This window comes from Actinomadura macra NBRC 14102, assembly GCF_001552215.1.
In the GTDB taxonomy this organism is placed as follows: domain Bacteria; phylum Actinomycetota; class Actinomycetes; order Streptosporangiales; family Streptosporangiaceae; genus Spirillospora; species Spirillospora macra.
On record NZ_BCQT01000006.1, the window covers coordinates 586,311 to 605,883 of the forward strand.

Consider the following 19,573-nt stretch of genomic DNA (forward strand, 5'->3'; position numbering starts at 1 on the left):
TCCCATCCGTGCCCGTTCCCGGCGTGCCCCGCGAGAGCACCCCTACGATTGCAGGATGGCGACGACGGATCTGGCGACCGCGCCGACACCCGGCCTGCGGCGGCGGACGCCCACCCTCCGCGAGTGGCTCGCGCCGGCGATCCCCGGCAGCGCGCTGCTCGGCTGGCTGGGGCCTCTGCTGGTCACGGCGCTCGCGGGGTATCTGCGGTTCTACCGGCTTGGCACGCCCAAGGCGGTGGTCTTCGACGAGACCTACTACGCCAAGGACGCGCTGGCGCTGTGGAAGTTCGGCTGGGAACACAACACGGCCGATAACGCCGACAAGATGCTCATCGCCGACAAGAACGCGAACATCTGGACGGACGGGCCGTCCTTCGTGGCGCATCCGCCGATGGGCAAATGGATGATCGCGATCGGCGAGTGGATGTTCGGCGCCACACCGTTCGGATGGCGGTTCGTCCCCGCGCTGGTCGGGACGTTGTCGGTACTGATCCTGTGCCGGGTCGCGCGCCGGATGACCGGCTCGACGCTGCTCGGCTGCGCCGCCGGGCTGCTGCTGGCGCTGGACGGCCTCCAGTTCGTCACCAGCCGTGCCGCGCTCCTCGACATCTTCGTGATGTTCTGGGTCCTCGCCGGGTTCGCCTGCCTGGTGAACGACCGGGACCGCTCCCGCCGGATCCTCGCCGAGAAGATCGAGGCCGGGCACACCTCCGGCTACGGGCCGTTCCTGGCGCACGGCTGGCGGTACGGGGCCGGGGTCTGCCTCGGCCTCGCCTGCGCCACCAAGTGGACGGGCCTGTTCTACATCGCCGCGTTCGGCCTCATGGTCGTGCTGTGGGACTACGGCGCCCGCCGCGCCGCCGCCGTCCGGCAGCCGCTGACCGGCACCCTGCTGTTCGAGGCCGGGCCCGCGTTCGTCCAGCTCGTCGTGGTGGCGCTCGGCGTCTACCTCGCGTCCTGGTGGGGGTGGATCTTCAGGCCCGGCGGGTGGGGGCGCGGCGAGGCGTCCGGGAATCTCCTGTGGCGTCCGTTCGAGGCGATGCCGAAGCTGTGGCATTACCACAAGGAGATGCTGCACTTCCACACCGGTTTGGACGCCAAGCACCCGTACCAGTCGTGGCCGTGGGACTGGCCGATCCTGCGCCGCCCGGTCGCGTTCTTCTACACCGAGCCGAAGGGCGGCTGCGGCGCGGCGCGCTGCTCCCGCGAGATCCTCGGCATCGGCACGCCCGCGCTGTGGTGGGGGGCGCTCATCGCCCTCGTCGGTGTGCTGTTCATCTGGCTGGTCCTGCGCGACTGGCGGGCCGGCGCGGTCGTGCTCGGGTTCCTCGCGGGCTGGCTGACGTGGTTCCCCTCGGCGTTCGCCGACCGCACGATGTTCCTGTTCTACGCGACGCCGATGATCCCGTTCATGGTGCTGGCGGTCGTCCTGGTGATCGGCTACCTGGTCGGGCCCGCGCCTACCGCGGCGGTGGGCGCGCACGCCCCGTCCATCCCCCGCGTGGCACCGGCCGACGACGGGTACGGTCACGCCTTCGACGAGTACGGGCCGGACGCCGGCGCGTCGGCGGTCCGTCCTCCGCCACCGCCCGCCGCGGGGGTGCGCCGCGTCGCCGGCGCCGCCGCCGCGGGGGCGTTCCTGCTGGTGGTCCTGGCGAACTTCGCCTACTTCTATCCGATCCTGGCCGCCCAGACCCTCCCGTACGACGACTGGCACGCCAGGATCTGGTTCGGCACCTGGATCTGAGGCCCCGTCGTCGTCCGCGGGCTCAGGCGGGCGAGCCGGGGCTGAGGCGGACCCGGCCGGCCGGGCCGGGGTCCGGGACGGGACGGAGGGCGCGGGCGCCCGCCAGACAGAGCAGGAGGGCCAGGACGCCGCCGGCCCCGGCGCCGGCGAAGGCGCCGGGCACGCCCGCGAGGTCCTGGCCGAGGCCGGATACCGCGGAGCCGAGCGAGCCGCCGGCGCCGACCGCGGCGACCACCCAGGCGAACGCCTCGGTGACGGTGCCGCTCGGGGCGAGCCGGTCGACGAGGGTGAAGCTACAGGCCAGCACCGGCGCGAGGAACACGCCGCTGACGAAGGCGAGCACCGACATGGCCGCCAGGCCCGGCGCGAAGACGAGCGGGACGTACCCGGCCGCGAGCGCGGCGAGCAGCCAGGGCAGCCGGCGGTGCGGCTCCCCGGTCCAGGGCCGGGCGCCGTAGGCGATCCCGCCGGCGAGGGCACCGCCGGACATGGCGGCCAGCAGCAGCCCGGACGCGATGCCGGAGTCGAGCCGCTCGGCGTAGGCGACGACGGCCACCGCGTACACGCCGAGCGCGATCCCGGCGCAGGCGAGGGAGGCGAGCAGGACGCGCAGGCCCGGGGAGCGCAGCGGCCCGGCCCAGTCGGAGGCGCGCGGCTCGCTCCGCCACCGCCGCGAGGGCTCCGACAGCGCGACGACCAGCGTCCCGGCGACCCCGAGCAGGCCGGTGAGCAGCAGTGCCGTCTCGGTGTTGACCGCCGCGGCGGCGACCACGAGCAGCGGGCCGACCGTGAACAGGATCTCCTGCGCGGCCGCGTCGAGCGCGTACGCGGCGTCCACCTGCGCGGGGCCGTCCAGGACGTCCGGCCAGAGCGCGCGGAGCCCGGCCTCCAGTGGCGGGGAGGCGAACCCGGCGAGCAGCACCGCGCCGACGGACAGCGGCAGCGGGTCCGCGCCGACGGCGGCGAGCGCCGTGAACCCGACCGCGGCGGCGAGGGCGGAGGGCAGCAGGACACGTTTCTGCCCGTACCGGTCCATGGCCCGGCCGAGGACGGGCTGGCCGGCGGCCATCGACAGGCCGAGCAGCGCGGCGAGGGTGCCGGCCAGCGGGTAGCCGCCGCCGTCGGCCCGCACGTGCAGGACGACGGCGAGCATGCCCATGCCGTTCGGCAGGCGGCCGAACAGGGTGCCGCCGAGAAGCCTTAACGCGTACGGCCGTCGCAGGAACTCGACATAGGCGCGCATTCGCCCCCCAGAAGGTCACAGGTGCGGTCACCCGGGTAGTCATACGTATTACTCGTCCGCGTCATACGTACCACCCAAGGGCCTTCCGGCTCTAGTCTGTTTTCCGTTCCGTCCTACCGCGGGGAGGCGCAGGTGCCGGCGATGAGCCGTCCCACCAGCAAGGACGTGGCCCACGAGGCCGGGGTCTCGCAGTCCACGGTCTCGCTCGTGCTGGGCGGGAAGTGGACGGGCCGGGTGTCCCCCGCGACCGCGCGGAGCGTGCACGAGGCCGCCGAGCGGCTCGGCTACCGGCCGAACCAGGCGGCGCGGAACCTGCGCCTCGGCACCACGCGCACCGTCCTGCTCATGGTGCCGACCCTGACCGCGCCGTTCTTCGGCCCCGTCTACACCGGCGCGGTCCGCGTCGCGGCCCGGCACGGCTTCGGCGTCGTCGCCTACGTGTGGCCGGACGACGCGGGTCCGGCCGACAGCCCGTTCGCGGCCCCCCGCGAGGCGATCGACGGGATCCTCGCCTCGTCGATGGCGGTCGACGCGCTCGCCGAGTTCCGCGGCACGCCCGCGGTGATGCTCGACAGCGACCCGTCCGGCACCGTCCCGACGGTGGGGTTCGGGGTCGCCGACGGGATGCGGGCCATCGTCGCGCACCTGGCCGGACTCGGCCACCACCGCATCGGGCACGTCGCGGCGGCCGTCGACCAGTGGACGTTCCGCGCCCGCGCCCACGCGCTGGCCACCGAGGTCGGCGCGCTGCCCGGCGGCGCGCTGTCCCGAACAACCAGCGCGATCGAGGTCACCTCGGCCAAGGCCGCGGCGACGCGCCTGCTGACGCGTCCCGACCCGCCGACCGCCCTGGTCTGCGACGACGACCTGATCGCCGCGGGGGCCTACAAGGCGGCGCGCACACTCGGCCTGGACGTGCCGTCCGATGTGTCGGTCACCGGTTTCGACGACGTCCTGCTGGCGACCGCGCTGGAGCCCGAGCTCACCACCGTGGCCCTCCCCGCGGAGGAGATGGGGGCCCAGGGCATGCAGACGCTCCTGGAGTTGCTGGACGGCCGGCGCCCGCCCCGCCGCGTTCTCCCCGGCGTCCTGAAGGTCCGGGGCTCCACGGCCCCTTCCCCGCCTCCCCGGAGAGCCGCGCGGCGCTGAGCCGCCGCGCGTGTCTGCGAGACTCGGCGGGTCGCGGTGGCGCCCGCCAGGACGACGGGCCCGCCGCGGGTCAAGGAAACGAGTAGCGCGGGTATAGGGGGCGCATGGCAACGCATCCGTCGGAGACCGACGTCGACCGGCACCCCGGAAACCGGATCGGCAGCGCACCGCCCCGGACGCGGGCGTGGCGGGACGGGAGGATCGAGGCGGAGGGGTTCCCGGTCGCCGAGGTCAGCGACCATCTGGAGCGTCCCGGCGTGGTGGTGTGGCTCGACCTGTGCGCCCCGGACCATGACGACCTGCGGGTCATCAGCGAGGAACTGGGGCTCGACCATGTCGCCGTCGAGGACGCCGTGTCCCGGCACGAGCGGGCGAAGATCGACCGGTACGACCGGTACGCGTTCCTCAACGTCTATGTCCCGCGCGTGAACGACGGCGACCTCGTCCTGCACGAGGTGTCGGCGTTCCTGACGGACCAGGCGCTCGTCACCGTGCGGCAGGACGCCGAGTTCGACGTGGACGAGCTCATCCACAGGTGGGACGCGAGCCCGGGCGTCGACGGCACCAGCGCCGGGCTCCTCCTCTACGGGCTCCTCGACCTGGTGGTGGATCTCCAGCTCGACGCCGCCCAGGCGCTGGACGACGAGGCCGACGAGGTGGAGGCCCTGGTCTTCGACGACACGTTCCCGGTCAAGGAGATCCAGCGGCGCAGCTTCCAGCTGCGCAAGAACCTCGTCGCGCTGCGGCGGGTGGCGCTGCCGATGCGGGAGGTCGTGAACACGCTGCTGCGCCGGGACCTGCGGCTCGTCCCTCCGGCGCTGGTGCCCTACTTCCAGGACGTCTACGACCACACGCTGCGCGTGGGCGAGTGGACGGACGGGCTGCGCGACCTGGTCGCCAACCTGCTGGACACGCGGCTGGCGCTGCAGGGCAACCGGATGAACGAGGTGATGAAGAAGGTCACGAGCTGGGCGGCGATCATCGCCGTGCCGACAGCCGTGACCGGATTCTACGGACAGAACGTCCCCTATCCCGGTTTCTCGCAGCATGACGGGTTCATCGCCAGCACCATCGTCATCATCGTCTGCAGTGTCGGCCTCTACGTGATCTTCAAGTGGCGCGACTGGCTGTGACGCCCGCCCTCACACACCCGCCCCTCACACACACCCGCCCCTCACACACCCGCCCCTCGGACACCCCGCAGGAAGGACGCGGCGATGGGCGCGGCGGCCTCGGCGCCGGTGCCGCCGCCCTCGACGATGACCGCGAACGCGAGGTCGCCCCGGTAGCCGATGAACCAGGCGTGGGTGGGCGGATTGTCGCCCGCACCGAACTCGGCGGTGCCGGTCTTGCCCGCCGTCCCGGACGGGAAGCCGACGCCGGCCGCGGTGCCCTCGCTGACGACGGCGGGCATCAGCGCATGCAGAGCGGCCTTGACGGCGGGCTCCAGCCGGTGCGGCGGCTCGGGGGCGCGTCCTCCGGCGTCGGCGGCGCTGGCGGCGAGCGTGGCGTCCACCAGGCGGGGCGACCGCCAGGTGCCGTTCGCGGCCGCCGCGGCGACGCTCGCCATGTTCAGGGGGCTGGTGAGCACCTGCCCTTGCCCGAACGACGCGGCCGCGAAGGCGGTCTCGTCCTTGGTGACCGGGAACGCGGCGCGGACGGCGGGGAGCCCGGCGATGATCGGCGCGTTGAAGCCGAACTGCGACGCGACCTGCGCGAGCCGCTTCTCGCCCAGCTTGTCCACGGCGAGCCGCGCGAACGTGGTGTTGCACGAGTGCGCGAACGCCTCCCGGAGCGGGACGGTCCCGAAGTCCTCGTGGTGGTAGTTGTGGAATGAGCGGCCCCCGACGGTGGTGGTGGCGGGGCACCCGACCGGCGTCCGCGCGTCCATGCCGCCCGCGACCAGCGCGGCGGCCGTGACGACCTTGAACGTCGAGCCGGGCGGGTACTGGCCCATCAGCGCCCGGTTGTAGCCGCCGGGCTTGTTGGCGACCGCGAGGATCTCCCCGGTGGACGGGCGGAGCGCGACCAGCGACGCGGGCTTGGTGACGCCGGACAGGGCCTTCCCCGCCGCCTTCTGCACCTTCGGGGCCAAAGTCGTCCTGAGGGGCTCGCCGTCCGTGCCGCCGAACCGTTGGAGGGTCTTCACCGGCGTGCCGTCCGCGCCGACGATCTGCACGGCGAGCGCGGGCGTTCCGGCGAGGCGCCGCTCGTACTGCTTCTGGAGGCCGTCCGCGCCGACCGTGTCACCCGTCCGGTACGGGGCGCCGAGCTTCCTGGCCGCCTCGGCGGACGCGGCGCCGAGTGGCCCGGTCAACTGCTGGACGGACCCGGACGGCGAACCACCCAGATCACTCCCGTCCGCCGCCGTGACGCCTGCCCGCGACGGCCACGCCCGGGACGCACGCAGGCGCTGGCCCTCCGCGAGGGTCGGGTACATGACCTGCGGCGACCAGCGGACGCGCCATTTCCCGTCGCGCTCGGTCAGCGGCAGCGATCCGCTGTACTTCCACGGCCGGTCGCCGGCGAGGGTCAACTCGGCGCTGTAGGAGCCACCCGCCGTCCCGTCCTTGGGACGCCCCACCGAGGCGACCGTGTACCGCTGCCGGGTGACGCCGAGGTCGTCGCGCATCCGGGTGAACCGCTGCTCGAAGTCGGCGGGCGGACGGTCGGTCAGCGCGCGCATCGCGGCGAGATCACCGCCGCTCCAGGCGGCGAGGTAGCGTCTGGCGGCGTCGCCGGGGCCCTCTCCGTCCCGCATGAACCACACCGCCCCCACGAGCACGGCCACCGCCGCGGCGGTGCTCGTCAGGACGAGGACCACGCGCGATCGGCGCATCATCGGACTCCCTCCGTCATGGGCCCGCTGGGGCCCGCCCTTCTGGCAACGCCCCACAGAAGACCAGCTGACCAGCGAAAAGTCCAAGATTGATATCGGATCCACAGTGATATCGAAATGGGTATCATTGCTGCTCGTGAATCTGGTGGGGCATCTGAAGTGCTTCGTCATCGTCGCCGAGGAACTGCACTTCGGCCACGCGGCGGAGCGTCTCGGCATGGCCCAGCCGCCGCTGAGCCAGCGGATCCAGCGGCTCGAAAGCGAGCTCGGCGTGCGGCTGTTCGACCGGTCGAGCCGGAAGGTGGAGCTCACCGCGCCCGGACGGCTGCTGCTGGACGAGGCCCGTGACATCCTCACCCGCGTGGACCGCATCTACTCCGTCTCCGAGCGGGCGCGGCTCGGCGCGGCCCGCACGGTGCGGGCGGGGCTGCCGAGCGATCTCGGCGGCCCGATCGTCGCGGCGCTCATCGCCGCGTTCCGCGATGGCCGCCCCGACCTGCGGCTGGAACTGCGGGAGACGGCAACGGCCGAGCAGGTCCGCGCGCTCGCCGAGGGCGCACTGGACGCGGGCGTCGTCCGGCACCCGTGCGCCGCCCGCGACCTGGAGTACGGTCCGATGCTCGGCCAGCCGGTCGGGGTGCTGCTCCCGGACGGCGCGCCGCTCGCCGCCGCGGCCGAGGTGCACCTGGGCGACCTCGGGGAGCGCGACCTCGTCGTCCCGCCGCGCGAGGAGGCGCCGGGCAGCCACGACGAGTTGCTGGCCGCCTGCCGCCGGCACGGGTACGCGCCGCCCGCCGTCCACGAGGCGCGCAACGCCCAGTTCGCGGTCGGCCTCGTCCTCGCCGGGACCGCGGTGGCGCTCGTCCCGGCCGGCGGCGCCGCGGGCACCGCCGGGGTGACATGGCGTCCGCTCGCCGGGGAACCGCTGTCGCTGCGCACCTCGTGCGCGTGGCGTGCCCCCGAGGGCGGGCTCGCCCCGCCGGACGGAGTCGCCGACTTCGCCGCCGCCGCGACCGCCGTTCTCCGCCGCGAGGCCGGGATGGCACCGCTGGATCGCGCGCCCATCCGCCGGGTCGTTCCGCGCCCGTCGTCGGGGTTCCTGGCGTGAGCGGGCCACGGCGCGGCGGCCCGCGCACAAGCAGCGGCACGGGCATACGCACAAGCAGCGGCACAAGCAGAAGCACGAACGCGGACGCGGGTGGGGACACGGGCGCGGGCGCGGTGGAGCGGATCGAGGCGGCGTTCCGCGACGCCGGCGTGACCGGTTTCCTGCACGCCGTCGACGTGGACACCGGACGGGACGTCGCCCTCCGGGCGAGCGCCCCGGTCGTCCTCGCCTCGGTGTTCAAGGTGCCGCTGCTCGTGGCGTTCCACCGGCAGGTCGCCGACGGGACTCTCGACCCCTCCGAACAGCTCACGCTGCGCCCACAGGACCGCACCGCCGGGCCGACCGGGCTGTCGGCGCTGCTGGACGAGGTGCGGATGTCCCTGCGCGACCTCGCCTGCCTGATGATCACCGTCAGCGACAACGCGTCCGCGGACGTCCTGCTCGAACGGGTCGGGCTCGACGCGGTGAACGCCACCGCCGCCGCGCTGGGCCTGGCCGACACCCGCATCGAGGGCAGCGGGCGGGAACTGTTCGAGTCGCTGCTCGACGACGCCGGGGCCGACAGCTTCGGCGAGGTGTGGGCGCGGCTCGACGAGCCCGGCATGCTCGACCGGCTGCGCGCGCTCGACCCGGCCGTGACGAGCCGTAGCACACCCCGCGACATGTCCCACCTTCTCGGCCGGATCTGGCGGGACGAGGCGGCGCCGCCCGCCGAGTGCGCGGCGATGCGCCGGCTGTTCGGCCTCCAGGTCTGGCCGCACCGGCTGTCGTCGGGCTTCCCCTTCGACGACGTGGTGGTGAGCGGGAAGACCGGGACGCTGCCGACGATCCGTAACGAGGTGGGCGTGGTGGAGTACCCGGACGGCGGCCGGTACGCGGTGGCGGTGTTCACCCGCTCGCTGTTGCTCGACGCCGTCCTCCCGCAAGCCGACGCCGTCATCGGTACCGCCGCGCGGCTCGCGGTCGAGTGGCTGCGCCGCGTTCGCTGAGAGTCTCACGAGGGCCTGAGAAGGGGTCACGCGAAGCGGGTGTGATGCTCGTCACCGGCCGTATCCGGCCGGATGCCTAACAACCCCGTCCCAATACCCGAGATGCGCCTGACCGCTAAGCCGGCACCCACTCCGGAAACGTAGGCTGTACCTCTGCTTTGATCACTCTTGGGGAGAATTCGTTGCGGCTGCCGGAGCATCTGGAGCTACTGCTCACCGACGAGCCGGTGCTCGACGTCTACTCGTACGGACCGTGGCGGGTCCCGGACGGGCTGTTCGAGGAGATCGCGTCCCGGATCGACGCGCTGGCCGCCGACCCCCGGGCCGCGGACCTGACGACCGACGAGCACAAGCTGCTGACCCTGCCCGCCTCGCTCGTCACGGCGGAGATCTTCGGCATCCTGGCGTTCCTGCCCGGCGGCGGTGCGATCAAGGCGGGCTCCTGGTCCCAGCTTCCGGAACGGCTGCTGCACCGCCACCTGGTCAACCCCGGGCCGCTCAGCACCCGGATGACGCGGTGGGACGCGCCGGGCGGCCGATGGCGGCCACCGGTGGACTGGCTGATCGAGGCGCCCGACCGGGAGCCGGCGATCGAGCTGGCCCGCGAGTGCCTCGCCGTCCTGGAGGGCATCGAGCCGCTGGACGAGCGGCGCAAGGCGCTGCTGCGGCTGTACGACGACCCGCCCACGTGCGATGTGAACCTGCCCAAGATGGAGCTGCGCGAGCACTGGCATGCGCACGCCGACGACGCCACGGTCACCTCCGTCCCCGAACTGCTCGGCCCGGTCGGCTACCTGGAGTGGGTGTGCGCCGGCCTCATCGCCGCGTACGCGCATCTGGCGGACGTGGCGCCCCGCGACGAGACGGTCGAGTCGCACCTGATCCAGCTCCTCCTCCAGGGAAGCCTGGACCACGTCCCGGCGGAGCTGGCCGCCGCGCTCGGCGAGGACCGGTACCGCGAGCTCCAGCAGCGATTCGCCGGGGAGCGCCGCGGGTTCAAGGCGGGCGCGTGGCAGGAGCAGACGCGGGCGTGGCTCGTCCGGGCGCTGGTGTCGGGCGCGGCGGACGGGTGCCGTGCCTGGCTGGACATGGCGATGCGGTTCGTCGCGATCGTCCAGGGCCTGCCGGGCGACCCGTGGTTCCCGAAGGCCGAGTGGATCCCGGTCGGGCAGTTCCAGACCGACCTGCGGCGCCTGTACGCGCCGCGCCGCCGCGTCGTGAACCCGCTGACCGAGGGGCTGAAGGTGCCGGCGGGCACGCAGAGCGAGCCGAACTCCCGGCCGGAGCTGGCGACCTCGCTGATCGGCCAGCCCGACGTCACCCTGGCGCTGGACGAGCTGACCCGCGGCAAGGAACCCGTCCGGCTGCTGCTCGCCGGGCCGGACGGCACCGGCAAACGGGACGCGGCGCAGGAACTGGGCAAGGCGCTCGCGCTCAGCCGCGACCCGCTGTGGGTCACCGACAACCTGTTCGCCGGGCAGCGGCTCTCCGACGCGGTCGCCAAGCTGCACGCCGACGCCCGCGACTGCGCCGGCGACCGGCTGCTGATCATCGAGGGCCTGGACGGCATCGTCGCCGACCCCGGCAACGGCGAGGCCCTGGCCGCCGAGTTGCACCGGCTGCTGGCCGTCCACCCCGACCTCCAGCTCGTGGCGCTGTGCGACGCGGACGGCGACGAGCGGATCCGCGAGATCAACCCCGTGCTGCCGCAGCGGTTCCGGATCGCGCGGACCCGCCCGTTCGACGCCGCGGGCCACGCCGAGCTGTTCCGCCGCGCGCTGGACCGGCACGGTGTCCGCGCGACCCGGCACGCGCTCGACGCGGCGGGCGCGCTGCTGGCGGCCACGCCGGCGATGCAGACGCTCCGCAACGCCCGCCTGGCGCCGCACCTCGCCGACCAGATCGTGGCCGTGGTCCGGGCGCGGACCGCGGCGGACGCGGAGGCCGTCGTCCGCAAGCAGGACATCCCGGAGACATTCGACACCTCGCGGGCCACCGGCAACCCGCTCGCCGAACTGCGCGACCTCACCGGGCTGGAGACGGTCAAGCACGAGATCGCGCTGCTGGTCGCGGGCACGCACGCGGCGCGGCTGCGCAGCGAGTCCGGCTTGACCATCACCCCGCCGACCCGGCACATGGTGTTCACCGGCAACCCCGGGACGGGCAAGACGATGGTGGCGCGGCTGCTCGGCCGCATCTACAAGCGGCTCGGGGTGCTGTCGTCCGGTCACCTGGTCGAGGCGTCCCGCGCCCACCTCGTCGGCGAGTACATCGGGCAGACCGCGCCGCGCACCCGCCGGCTGGTGGAGCGGGCTATCGGCGGCGTCCTGTTCATCGACGAGGCCTACACGCTGACGCAGTCGCCGCTGAAGGGCGACTACGGCCACGAGGCCATCGCCGAGCTGGTCAAGCTGATGGAGGACCACCGCGACGACCTGGTGGTGATCGTCGCCGGGTACCAGCAGGAGATGGCGGAGTTCCTCGTCGCCAACCCCGGCCTGGACTCGCGGTTCCCGAAGCAGCTGCACTTCCCCGACTACACCGACGACGAGCTGATCACCGTGTTCGGCCAGCTCGCCGCCGCGGACGGCTTCCAGCTCGCGGACGGCACCACGGACGTCCTGGCGACGATGCTGCGCCGGGCGCCCCGCGGCCCCTCGTTCGGCAACGGCCGCCTGATGCGCAACATGCTGGACGTGGCGGTCGCGAACCAGGCCGACCGGGTCGCCACGGCCGCCGTCACCGCCAGGCGGGACGTCAAGAAGGGCGCGAAGCCTCCCAAGGGCCCGTCCAAGAAGGAGCTGATCACGCTCACCGCCGACGACCTCCCGCCCCTGCTGGAGCACCCAGAAGAGTTCTTCGGTCTCTACCTGTGACGCAACCCCGGCCCGAGGCACTCGCCTAAGGGCTGTGTTCACTGCAATCCCGGCCCGAGGGAGTCGCCTAAGGGCTCGCCCCTCGACCGTGCTTGGGCGAGCGCGTCATCGCTTCGCGATCTTCCCGCGGGGCTCGCCTCGGCGTCGCCCCGCCGCTCAGGTAGCGCGCTCGTTCGACGGTTGAGGCAGACACCAGTACTCGGGCGTTCAGCTAGTAGCCCGGGCGCTCGGCGGGTATGACTTTCCACGGCTTCCCCGCCTTGGTGAGGAGGCTGCCGTGGCCGCGACCGTACGGAACGTCCCGGACGAGGACCGGCAACGCCAGTCGGCGCTGCTGCGCGGCATCGCCGCCCGGGAGACCGCCCGGCTGCGCGACGGGACGCGCCCGTGGGAATGGTGGCTGGAGCGCGCCGTCCTGCACGGCCGCCGGTACGGGTACACCGACACGCTGCTGATCGCCGCCCAGTGGCGCGCCGCGACCGATGTCCGCTCGTACGAGGAGTGGCGGACCGCCGGTCGCCAGGTCCGCAGGGGCGAGACGGGCATCCGCGTGTTCACCCGGTCGGGCGGGCTCCGCGCCGTCTTCGACGTGGCCCAGACGGCGGGGCTTCCCCTGCCGCGGCCCGCCCGCGTCTCACCCCTCGGACTCCCCTCGGAGCGGATCGCCGACCTGTCGTCGGCGCTGCGCGAGCGCCACGGCATCGGCTCGGTCGAGGCCGACTCGGTCGCCTTCCTGGTGCTGGCGTGGCTCGGATTGGAACCCCGGCCGCCGATCTTCCCCGTCAATGCCTTCTGGGCCGGCCCTGTGACGGGCGACCGGATCCTCCGTCTCGGCCGGCGCGTCTACGAGAGCGTCGTGGATCCGTCCGCCGGTGGCGTGATGGCCGCCGCACACCGTTTCTTCCGGGCGCGGCTCGCCGGGAGCTGGGTCACCGGCTACCTGGCCGGGCGCGGGGTCGCGGCGGGCGCGCAGCGGCGCTGGCAGATCGGCTGCGCGCCGCCGGGGCCGGCCGTGCTCACCGGCCACCTGCGCGGCCTCGGCCACGGCGAGGAGGACATCGTGTCGTCCGGGCTGGCGCGCCGCGCGGGCGACGGGCGGCTCGTCGACACCTTCCGGGACCGCGCGATGTTCCCGATCCGCACGCCGGACGGCACGATCGCCGGGTTCATCGGCCGCCGCCGCGACGGCGCGGACGGGCCGAAGTACCTCAACGGACCCGACACCGCCCTGTTCCACAAGTCCGAGCTGCTGTTCGGCCTGCACGAGGCGCGTGGCAGGCTCGCGGCGGGCGCCCGCCCAGTCCTGGTCGAGGGCCCGCTGGACGCCATCGCCGTGGCGCTCGCCGGGCCGGCCGAGCACGCCCCCGTCGCCCCCTGCGGGCTCTCCCTGACCGGGGCGCACCTCGACGCCCTCGAGGGCAGCGCCGATCTCGGCACGACCGGCGTGCTCGTCGCGCTGGACGGGGACGCAGCGGGACGCTCCGGAGCGATCCGGGCCTTCGAGACGCTCGCGCGCGTCGGCGGGCCGCTGGAGGTCGCGTCCCTGCCGGCCGGGTGCGACCCCGCCGACCTGCTGCGGGACGGGGGCCGCGCCGCCGTCCGCCGCGCCCTGCGGACCCGCGCTCCGCTGACGGACGTGGTCGTCGACGCCGCCATCGGCCGGGCCGGCGGGACGCTCACCACCGCCGAGGAGCGGCTCCGCGCGATCCGCGCCGCCGCCGCGGTGGTCACCGCCCGCCCGGCCGAGGCGGCGCGCCAGGCGATCCGGATCGCGGCCCGCACGTCCGTCCCCACGGCGATGGTCACCGAGGCGCTGATCGAGGCCGCCGCGTCCGGGTAGCGGACCAGCACGGGTTCGGGTCAGGGCGTGAGGCGTTCCGCCGCCTCGAAGAGGAGGTCTTCGGAGCCCGCCCTCGTGACGAGCTGCGCGCCGACGGGAAGGCCGCCGACCGTGCCCGCCGGGACGCTCAGGGCGGGCAGCCCGAGCACGTTCCACGCGCAGGTGAGGCTGATCAACAGGGGTGTGAGCGGCCCGAAGTCGCTGACGGTCGCCCCGATGGGCGGCGCGGTGATCGCCATCGTGGGCAGCACGAGCAGGTCGTAGCGGTCGAGGAGCCCGGCGACCTCCGCCCGCAGATCCTCGCGCTCGCGGACCGCGCGGACGTAGCCCCATCCAGGGGTCCGCCCGGCGCGCTCCAGGCGCTCCAGGGTCGGCGGCTGGTACAGGCCGGGCGCCTCGGCGACGCGCTCGGCGTGGACCTCGTACGCCTCGCTGTCCTGGATCGCCGCGAAGATGCGCCGCAGCGTCCGCAGGTCCACCTTCTCGGACGCGGCGTCCGGGAACAGCGCGCGGACCGTCTGCTCCACCTCCGGGTCGATGTCGTACGGCTCGATCCAGGCCGCGCGCCCGCCGGACGTGGCGTCCCGCCTCTCGGGGAGATCGGCGAGCGTCCGGTAGGCGGTCCGGCAGTCGGGCGGGGTCGCGGCGAGCACGCCGACGTGGTCGAACGACGTCGACAGCGGGAACACGCCGTCGGTGGGGATCGCGCCGAAGTGCGGTTTGAACCCGCTGATCCCGCAGAACGAGGCGGGGATGCGCACCGAGCCGCCCGTGTCGGTGCCGATCGCGAACGGGACCATGCCCGCCGCGACCGCGACCGCGCTGCCGCTGGACGAGCCGCCCGACATCCGCGCGGGGTCGTGCGGGTTGCGGCACGGGCCGTCCGCGGAGACGTCCCCGCCGCCTCCGTACGCGAACTCGTGCGTGCCGGTCTTGCCGACGATCACGGCGCCGGCGGTGCGCAGCCGGGTCACCACTCCCGCGTCACGATCCGCGATGTTCCCGGCGAAATGGGCCGAGCCCATGCGGGTGGGCAGGCCGGCGACGTCGATGATGTCCTTGACCGCGACGGGGATGCCGTGCAGCGGGCCGCGGTCGGTACCGGACGCGAGTTCCTCGTCGGCGCGGCGGGCGGCGGTCGCGGCGCCGTCCGGGTCCAGGGTCACGTACGCGTTGAGGGACGGGTCGACCGACTCCAGGGCGCGCGCCAGCAGCCCGGTCGCCGTCTCGGTGCCCGAGCGCAGCCCGGTGCCGAGGTCCGCCAGCGTCCGTCCGGCGAAGAATCCGGTCATACCGCCTCCCATCAGGTGATCCGCACGTCTGCGTAGCATCGCAGACCGCGCGCGCCGATTCAGCTGCGCCCGTACGCCGCGCGTGAGTGCACGTTCACCGTCCGCTCGCCGCAGAGCGCGGACCACTCGTCGATCACCGTCCCCGTCGCGTCAACCTACACGCGAGTACGCGGCAAGCTTCAACGCACCTTGTGGAGGTGCTCCCACCGGTTCGCTTGGGGGCGGGGCGGCGGCTGCCGTGTCGCCGCCCCCAGCCGGTGACGTCCACACCCGGGGTGGAGAGACGGGGCCGCGGCGGCGTGGTAGAAGGCGCGCGCCCGCCGCCGTGGCCTCCTCGGCCTCCGGCCAGTACTGTCGATGGCGTGGACGCGCCGGGCGATGCCGGCTGACCGGCGCGGCGCAGCGGACACCGCCCTCCCCCGCTCCCCGTGCCGAGCCGACGACGCGCGCCCACCCCTCCTCGGCGCATGTCGTGAAGGCACCGGAGGCTCCCATGACGACGACCACGGCCGACCGGGCGATGATCTGTTCGGCCGACCACCGAGCATCCTCGGCCGGGCTCGCGATCCTGCGCGCCGGCGGCTCGGCGGTGGACGCGGCCGTCGCGGCGGGCGCCGTCCTCGCGGTCGTCGCGCCGCAGCGCGGCGGCATGGGCGGTGACCTGTTCGCGATCGTGCACGCCGGCCCCGGTCCACCGGAGGTGATGAACGCCTCCGGCCGGACGGGCTCGGGCGCCGACCCCGAGACGCTGCGGCGTGAGGGGCACCAGCGGATGCCCGTCCGGCATGACATCCGGTCGGTCCCGGTCCCCGGCTGTGTGGACGGGTGGCTCGCCCTGCACGGCCGATACGGGCGGCTGCCGCGTGCGGAGGTGCTGCGGTCAGCCGTCCTGCACGCCGAGGGGGGCTTCGCCACCACCCCCGGTCTCATGGCCGCCGTCGAGGCCGCGGCCGGCGCGCCCGGCGCCCGGCGGCCCGCCTGGGCGGACCGTCCGGGCAAGGTCGTGGCGCGTCCCGGCGCGGCCCGCGCCCTGCGCGCCATCGTCGACGAGGGACGCGCCGGCTTCTACCAGGGCGAGTTCGGCAGCGGGCTGCGGGCCCTCGGCCGCGGTCACTACGGCGCGGCCGACTTCGCCGAGCCGGACGCGGAGTGGTGCCGCCCCCTCGGCCTGCGCACGTTCGGGCACGACGTGTGGACGGCTGCGCCGAACTCGCAGGGCTACGTGCTGCTCCTCGCGCTGGCGCTCGCCGAGGGGCTCGGCCTGCCCGGCTCACCGGACGACCCCGCGTGGGTGCACCTGCTCGCCGAGTCCGCCCTCGCCGCTGCCGCCGACCGCACGGCGATGCTGCACGAGGACGCCGACGGCGAAGCGCTTGTCCGCCCGGAGCGGATCCGCTCCCTGCGCGGCACGATCGACCCCGTCCGGCACTGGCGGCGGCGCGGCACGATCATGTCCGCCGACACCACCGTCGTGTGCGCCGTGGACGAACGGGGCATGGGCGTCTCGCTGCTCCAGTCCAACGCGAACGGGCTCGGCTCGCTGCTGTTCGAACCCCGCACCGGGATCAACCTGCACAGCCGCGGGATCGCCTTCGGGCTGGCCCCGGGGTCGCCCGCCGAGTACGGTCCGCGCCGCCGCCCGCCGCACACGCTCGTCCCGGTGCTGGTGACCCGGCCGGACGGGGCGCTGCGCGCCGTCCTCGGGTCCACCGGCGGCGATATCCAGCCGCAGATCCTCATGCAGTTGCTCGTCCGGGCACTGCGGCACGGCGCCCCGCCGGACGTGGCGCTGGCCGCACCCCGCTGGCGGCTCGCGACCGGTTTCGGGCGGTTCGAGACGTGGCAGGGCCGTACCCCGATCCGGTTGGACCTGGAGAACGGCGTCCCCGCCACCTGGACGCGGGAACTGCCCGGTTATGGCCACATCGTCCGCGCCGCGACCGCGGACGACGAGTTCGGCGAGGCCCAGCTCATCGAGGTCACGCCGGACGATGCGGGTCTTCGCGGCGCCGCCGAGCCACGCGCACCGCACAGCGCCGCCCTCGGTTACTGGAGCCCGATCGGGGGGACGTGATCTCCGGGCGGTACACCGAACGCAAGCCAGACACCGAGCACCGGAGGCACACGTATGACCGAGGGCGTCGCGATGACCGACGAGGACGTGCGGCGGATCGACGCCTACTGGAGGGCCGCGAACTACCTCTCGGTGGGACAGATCTACCTGCTGGACAACCCGCTGCTGCGCGAGCCCCTCACGCGGGCGCACATCAAGCCGCGGCTGCTCGGGCACTGGGGCACCTCCCCCGGCCTCAACTTCTGCTACGCGCACCTCAATCGGACGATCAGGGCGCGCGACCTCGACATGATCTACATCATGGGGCCGGGCCACGGCGGCCCGGCGGCCGTCGCGAACGCGTGGCTGGAGGGTACCTACAGCGAGGTCTACCCGCGGATCTCACGGGACGCCCCGGGGATGGCGCGGCTGTTCCGGCAGTTCTCCTTCCCCGGCGGCATCCCGAGTCACGTCGCGCCGGAGACGCCCGGCTCGATCCACGAGGGCGGCGAGCTCGGCTACTCGCTGGCGCACGCCTACGGCGCGGCGTTCGACAACCCGGACCTGGTCGTGGCGTGCATCGTCGGCGACGGCGAGGCCGAGACCGGCCCGCTCGCGGCGAGCTGGCATTCCAACAAGTTCCTGGACCCGGTGAACGACGGCGCCGTCCTGCCGATCCTGCACCTGAACGGCTACAAGATCGCGAACCCGTCGGTGCTGGCGCGCATCCCGGAGGAGGAGCTCGTCCAGCTCTTCGACGGCTACGGGTACCGTCCCACGCTGGTGAGCGGTGACGATCCGGCATCGATGCACCGGAAGATGGCCGTCGCGCTCGACCAGGCATTGGACGAGATCGCCTCCATCCAGGCCGCCGCGCGGGACGGCGGGGCCTCCGAGCGGCGACGCTGGCCGATGATCATTCTGCGGTCGCCGAAGGGCTGGACCGGCCCGAAGGAGGTCGACGGCCTGCCCGTCGAGAACACCTGGCGCTCCCACCAGGTCCCGCTCTCCGGGGTACGCGACGACCCCGACCACCTCGCGCAGCTGGAGGCGTGGCTGCGCTCCTACCGCCCCGAGGAGCTGTTCGACGACGAGGGCCGTCCGGTGGAGGCGTTGCGCAACCTGGCGCCCGCGGGCGAGCGCCGGATGAGCGCGAACCCGCACGCCAACGGCGGCCTGCTGCTGCGCCCGCTGACCCTGCCCGACTTCCGCGACTACGCCGTGCCCGTCGACAAGCCCGGCACCACGACCACCGAGCCCACCCGGCGGCTCGGCGCCTACCTGCGCGACGTCGTGAAGGCCAACCCGTCCGACTTCCGCATCATGGGCGCCGACGAGACCGCCTCCAACCGGCTCGGGGACGTCTTCGAGGCGACCGACCGCGTCTTCGCGGGCGAACGGTATCCGACCGACGAGCACCAGGCCGCGCACGGCCGCGTCATGGAGGTGCTCAGCGAGCACCTGTGCCAGGGCTGGCTGGAAGGCTATCTCCTCACCGGACGGCACGGCCTGTTCAACAGCTACGAGGCGTTCATCCACATCGTGGACGCGATGTTCAACCAGCACGCCAAGTGGCTCAAGGTCACGCGGGAGCTGCCGTGGCGCCGCCCGATCGCGTCCCTGAACTACCTGCTGTCCTCGCACGTGTGGCGGCAGGACCACAACGGCTTCACCCACCAGGACCCCGGCTTCCTGGACGTCGTCATGAACAAGAAGCCGGAGATCGTCCGGGTGTACCTCCCGCCGGACGCCAACACCCTGCTGTCGGTCGGCGACCACTGCCTGCGGTCCCGCGACTACGTCAACGTGGTCGTCGCAGGGAAGCAGCCCGCGCTCAACTGGCTGCCGATGGACGCCGCCATCGCGCACTGCACCCGCGGCATCGGCATCTGGGAGTGGGCGTCGTCGGACGGCGGCGCCGACCCCGACGTCGTGCTCGCCTGCGCGGGCGACATCCCGACACTGGAGACCCTCGCCGCCGTCGACCTGCTCCGCCAGCACTTCCCCGAGCTGCGCGTCCGGGTCGTGAACGTCGTCGACCTCATGCGGCTCCAGCCCGACCGCGAGCACCCGCACGGGCTGCCCGACCGGGACTTCGACGCCCTGTTCACCACCGACAAACCCGTGATCTTCGCGTTCCACGGCTACCCGTACCTGATCCACCGGCTGACCTACCGCCGCGCCGGGCACCACAACCTGCACGTCCGCGGCTACAAGGAGGAGGGCACGACCACCACCCCCTTCGACATGGTCATGCTCAACGACCTGGACCGCTTCCACCTGGTCATGGACGTGATCGACCGCGTCCCCTCGCTGGGCGGACGGGTCGCCCACATCCGGCAGCGGATGTCGGACCGGCGCCTGCAACTGCGCCTGCACACCCGCGAGCACGGCGAGGACGCCCCCGAGATCCGCGACTGGACCTGGCCGTACTGAA

The 19,573-nt window shown here is 73.7% G+C and carries 12 protein-coding genes; 9 read left to right on the plus strand and 3 right to left on the minus strand.

The window, feature by feature from the left end:
* The first annotated feature begins 55 nt into the window (after positions 1-55).
* The gene (locus AMA02S_RS11830; protein WP_067456057.1) at positions 56-1,747 is read left to right on the plus strand and encodes a dolichyl-phosphate-mannose--protein mannosyltransferase; all 1,692 of its coding nucleotides are present in this window, start codon (positions 56-58) and stop codon (positions 1,745-1,747) included.
* Positions 1,748-1,769: 22 nt separating this feature from the next.
* Here AMA02S_RS11830 and AMA02S_RS11835 read toward each other — a convergent pair whose 3' ends face one another.
* A complete protein-coding gene (locus tag AMA02S_RS11835) occupies positions 1,770-2,990 on the minus strand; it encodes an MFS transporter (RefSeq protein ID WP_067456060.1) in 1,221 nt (406 codons plus the stop codon).
* Between the two features lie 141 nt (positions 2,991-3,131).
* On the opposite strand from AMA02S_RS11835, the gene AMA02S_RS11840 reads away from it, so the two are divergent.
* On the plus strand, positions 3,132-4,139 hold the full coding sequence (locus AMA02S_RS11840) for a LacI family DNA-binding transcriptional regulator (RefSeq protein ID WP_084265094.1): 1,008 nt from the start codon (positions 3,132-3,134) through the stop codon (positions 4,137-4,139).
* A gap of 104 nt (positions 4,140-4,243) precedes the next feature.
* The gene (locus tag AMA02S_RS11845) at positions 4,244-5,272 is read left to right on the plus strand and encodes a magnesium transporter CorA family protein (RefSeq protein WP_084265001.1); all 1,029 of its coding nucleotides are present in this window, start codon (positions 4,244-4,246) and stop codon (positions 5,270-5,272) included.
* Between the two features lie 41 nt (positions 5,273-5,313).
* Here the strand turns inward: AMA02S_RS11845 and AMA02S_RS11850 are convergent, their stop codons facing one another.
* Positions 5,314-6,981 (minus strand): penicillin-binding transpeptidase domain-containing protein, encoded by a 1,668-nt coding sequence (locus AMA02S_RS11850; RefSeq protein WP_245667463.1) that lies wholly within the window; start codon positions 6,979-6,981, stop codon positions 5,314-5,316.
* A 133-nt stretch (positions 6,982-7,114) separates the two neighbouring features.
* Here AMA02S_RS11850 and AMA02S_RS11855 point away from each other — a divergent pair, with 133 nt between their 5' ends.
* The 4 genes from AMA02S_RS11855 to AMA02S_RS11870 all read left to right on the plus strand — a co-directional run bounded on the left by AMA02S_RS11855 (position 7,115) and on the right by AMA02S_RS11870 (position 13,791).
* Entirely contained in the window at positions 7,115-8,086 is a 972-nt protein-coding gene (locus tag AMA02S_RS11855; protein WP_067457099.1) for a LysR family transcriptional regulator, read from the plus strand.
* 113 nt (positions 8,087-8,199) lie between these two features.
* Positions 8,200-9,075 carry a serine hydrolase gene (locus tag AMA02S_RS11860; RefSeq protein ID WP_067456066.1) on the plus strand — a complete coding sequence of 292 codons (876 nt, stop codon included), beginning with the start codon at positions 8,200-8,202 and terminating at the stop codon, positions 9,073-9,075.
* Positions 9,076-9,257: 182 nt separating this feature from the next.
* Positions 9,258-11,951: an AAA family ATPase gene (locus AMA02S_RS11865; RefSeq protein WP_067456070.1), complete on the plus strand. Its 2,694-nt coding sequence runs from the start codon at positions 9,258-9,260 to the stop codon at positions 11,949-11,951.
* A 277-nt stretch (positions 11,952-12,228) separates the two neighbouring features.
* A complete protein-coding gene (locus AMA02S_RS11870) occupies positions 12,229-13,791 on the plus strand; it encodes a toprim domain-containing protein (RefSeq protein WP_067456073.1) in 1,563 nt (520 codons plus the stop codon).
* A 20-nt stretch (positions 13,792-13,811) separates the two neighbouring features.
* Here the strand turns inward: AMA02S_RS11870 and AMA02S_RS11875 are convergent, their stop codons facing one another.
* The gene (locus AMA02S_RS11875; protein WP_157430522.1) at positions 13,812-15,083 is read right to left on the minus strand and encodes an amidase; all 1,272 of its coding nucleotides are present in this window, start codon (positions 15,081-15,083) and stop codon (positions 13,812-13,814) included.
* 493 nt (positions 15,084-15,576) lie between these two features.
* Between AMA02S_RS11875 and AMA02S_RS11880 the strand changes: the two genes are divergently transcribed.
* Both AMA02S_RS11880 and AMA02S_RS11885 read left to right on the plus strand, forming a co-directional pair.
* Positions 15,577-17,157, plus strand: coding sequence for a gamma-glutamyltransferase (locus AMA02S_RS11880; RefSeq protein ID WP_067456080.1), 1,581 nt, complete (start codon positions 15,577-15,579; stop codon positions 17,155-17,157).
* A gap of 54 nt (positions 17,158-17,211) precedes the next feature.
* A complete protein-coding gene (locus AMA02S_RS11885; RefSeq protein ID WP_067456083.1) occupies positions 17,212-19,572 on the plus strand; it encodes a phosphoketolase family protein in 2,361 nt (786 codons plus the stop codon).
* Position 19,573 lies beyond the last annotated feature (1 nt).

Excerpts from the sequence above, each read along its gene's own strand:
- AMA02S_RS11845 (WP_084265001.1), top strand. The coding sequence starts at position 4,244 with ATGGCAACGCATCCGTCGGAGACCGACGTCGACCGGCACCCCGGAAAC.
- AMA02S_RS11885 (WP_067456083.1), top strand. The coding sequence starts at position 17,212 with ATGACCGAGGGCGTCGCGATGACCGACGAGGACGTGCGGCGGATCGAC.
- AMA02S_RS11850 (WP_245667463.1), bottom strand. The coding sequence starts at position 6,981 with ATGATGCGCCGATCGCGCGTGGTCCTCGTCCTGACGAGCACCGCCGCG.
- AMA02S_RS11830 (WP_067456057.1), top strand. The coding sequence starts at position 56 with ATGGCGACGACGGATCTGGCGACCGCGCCGACACCCGGCCTGCGGCGG.
- AMA02S_RS11875 (WP_157430522.1), bottom strand. The coding sequence starts at position 15,083 with ATGACCGGATTCTTCGCCGGACGGACGCTGGCGGACCTCGGCACCGGG.
- AMA02S_RS11880 (WP_067456080.1), top strand. The coding sequence starts at position 15,577 with ATGACGACGACCACGGCCGACCGGGCGATGATCTGTTCGGCCGACCAC.
- AMA02S_RS11840 (WP_084265094.1), top strand. The coding sequence starts at position 3,132 with ATGAGCCGTCCCACCAGCAAGGACGTGGCCCACGAGGCCGGGGTCTCG.
- AMA02S_RS11835 (WP_067456060.1), bottom strand. The coding sequence starts at position 2,990 with ATGCGCGCCTATGTCGAGTTCCTGCGACGGCCGTACGCGTTAAGGCTT.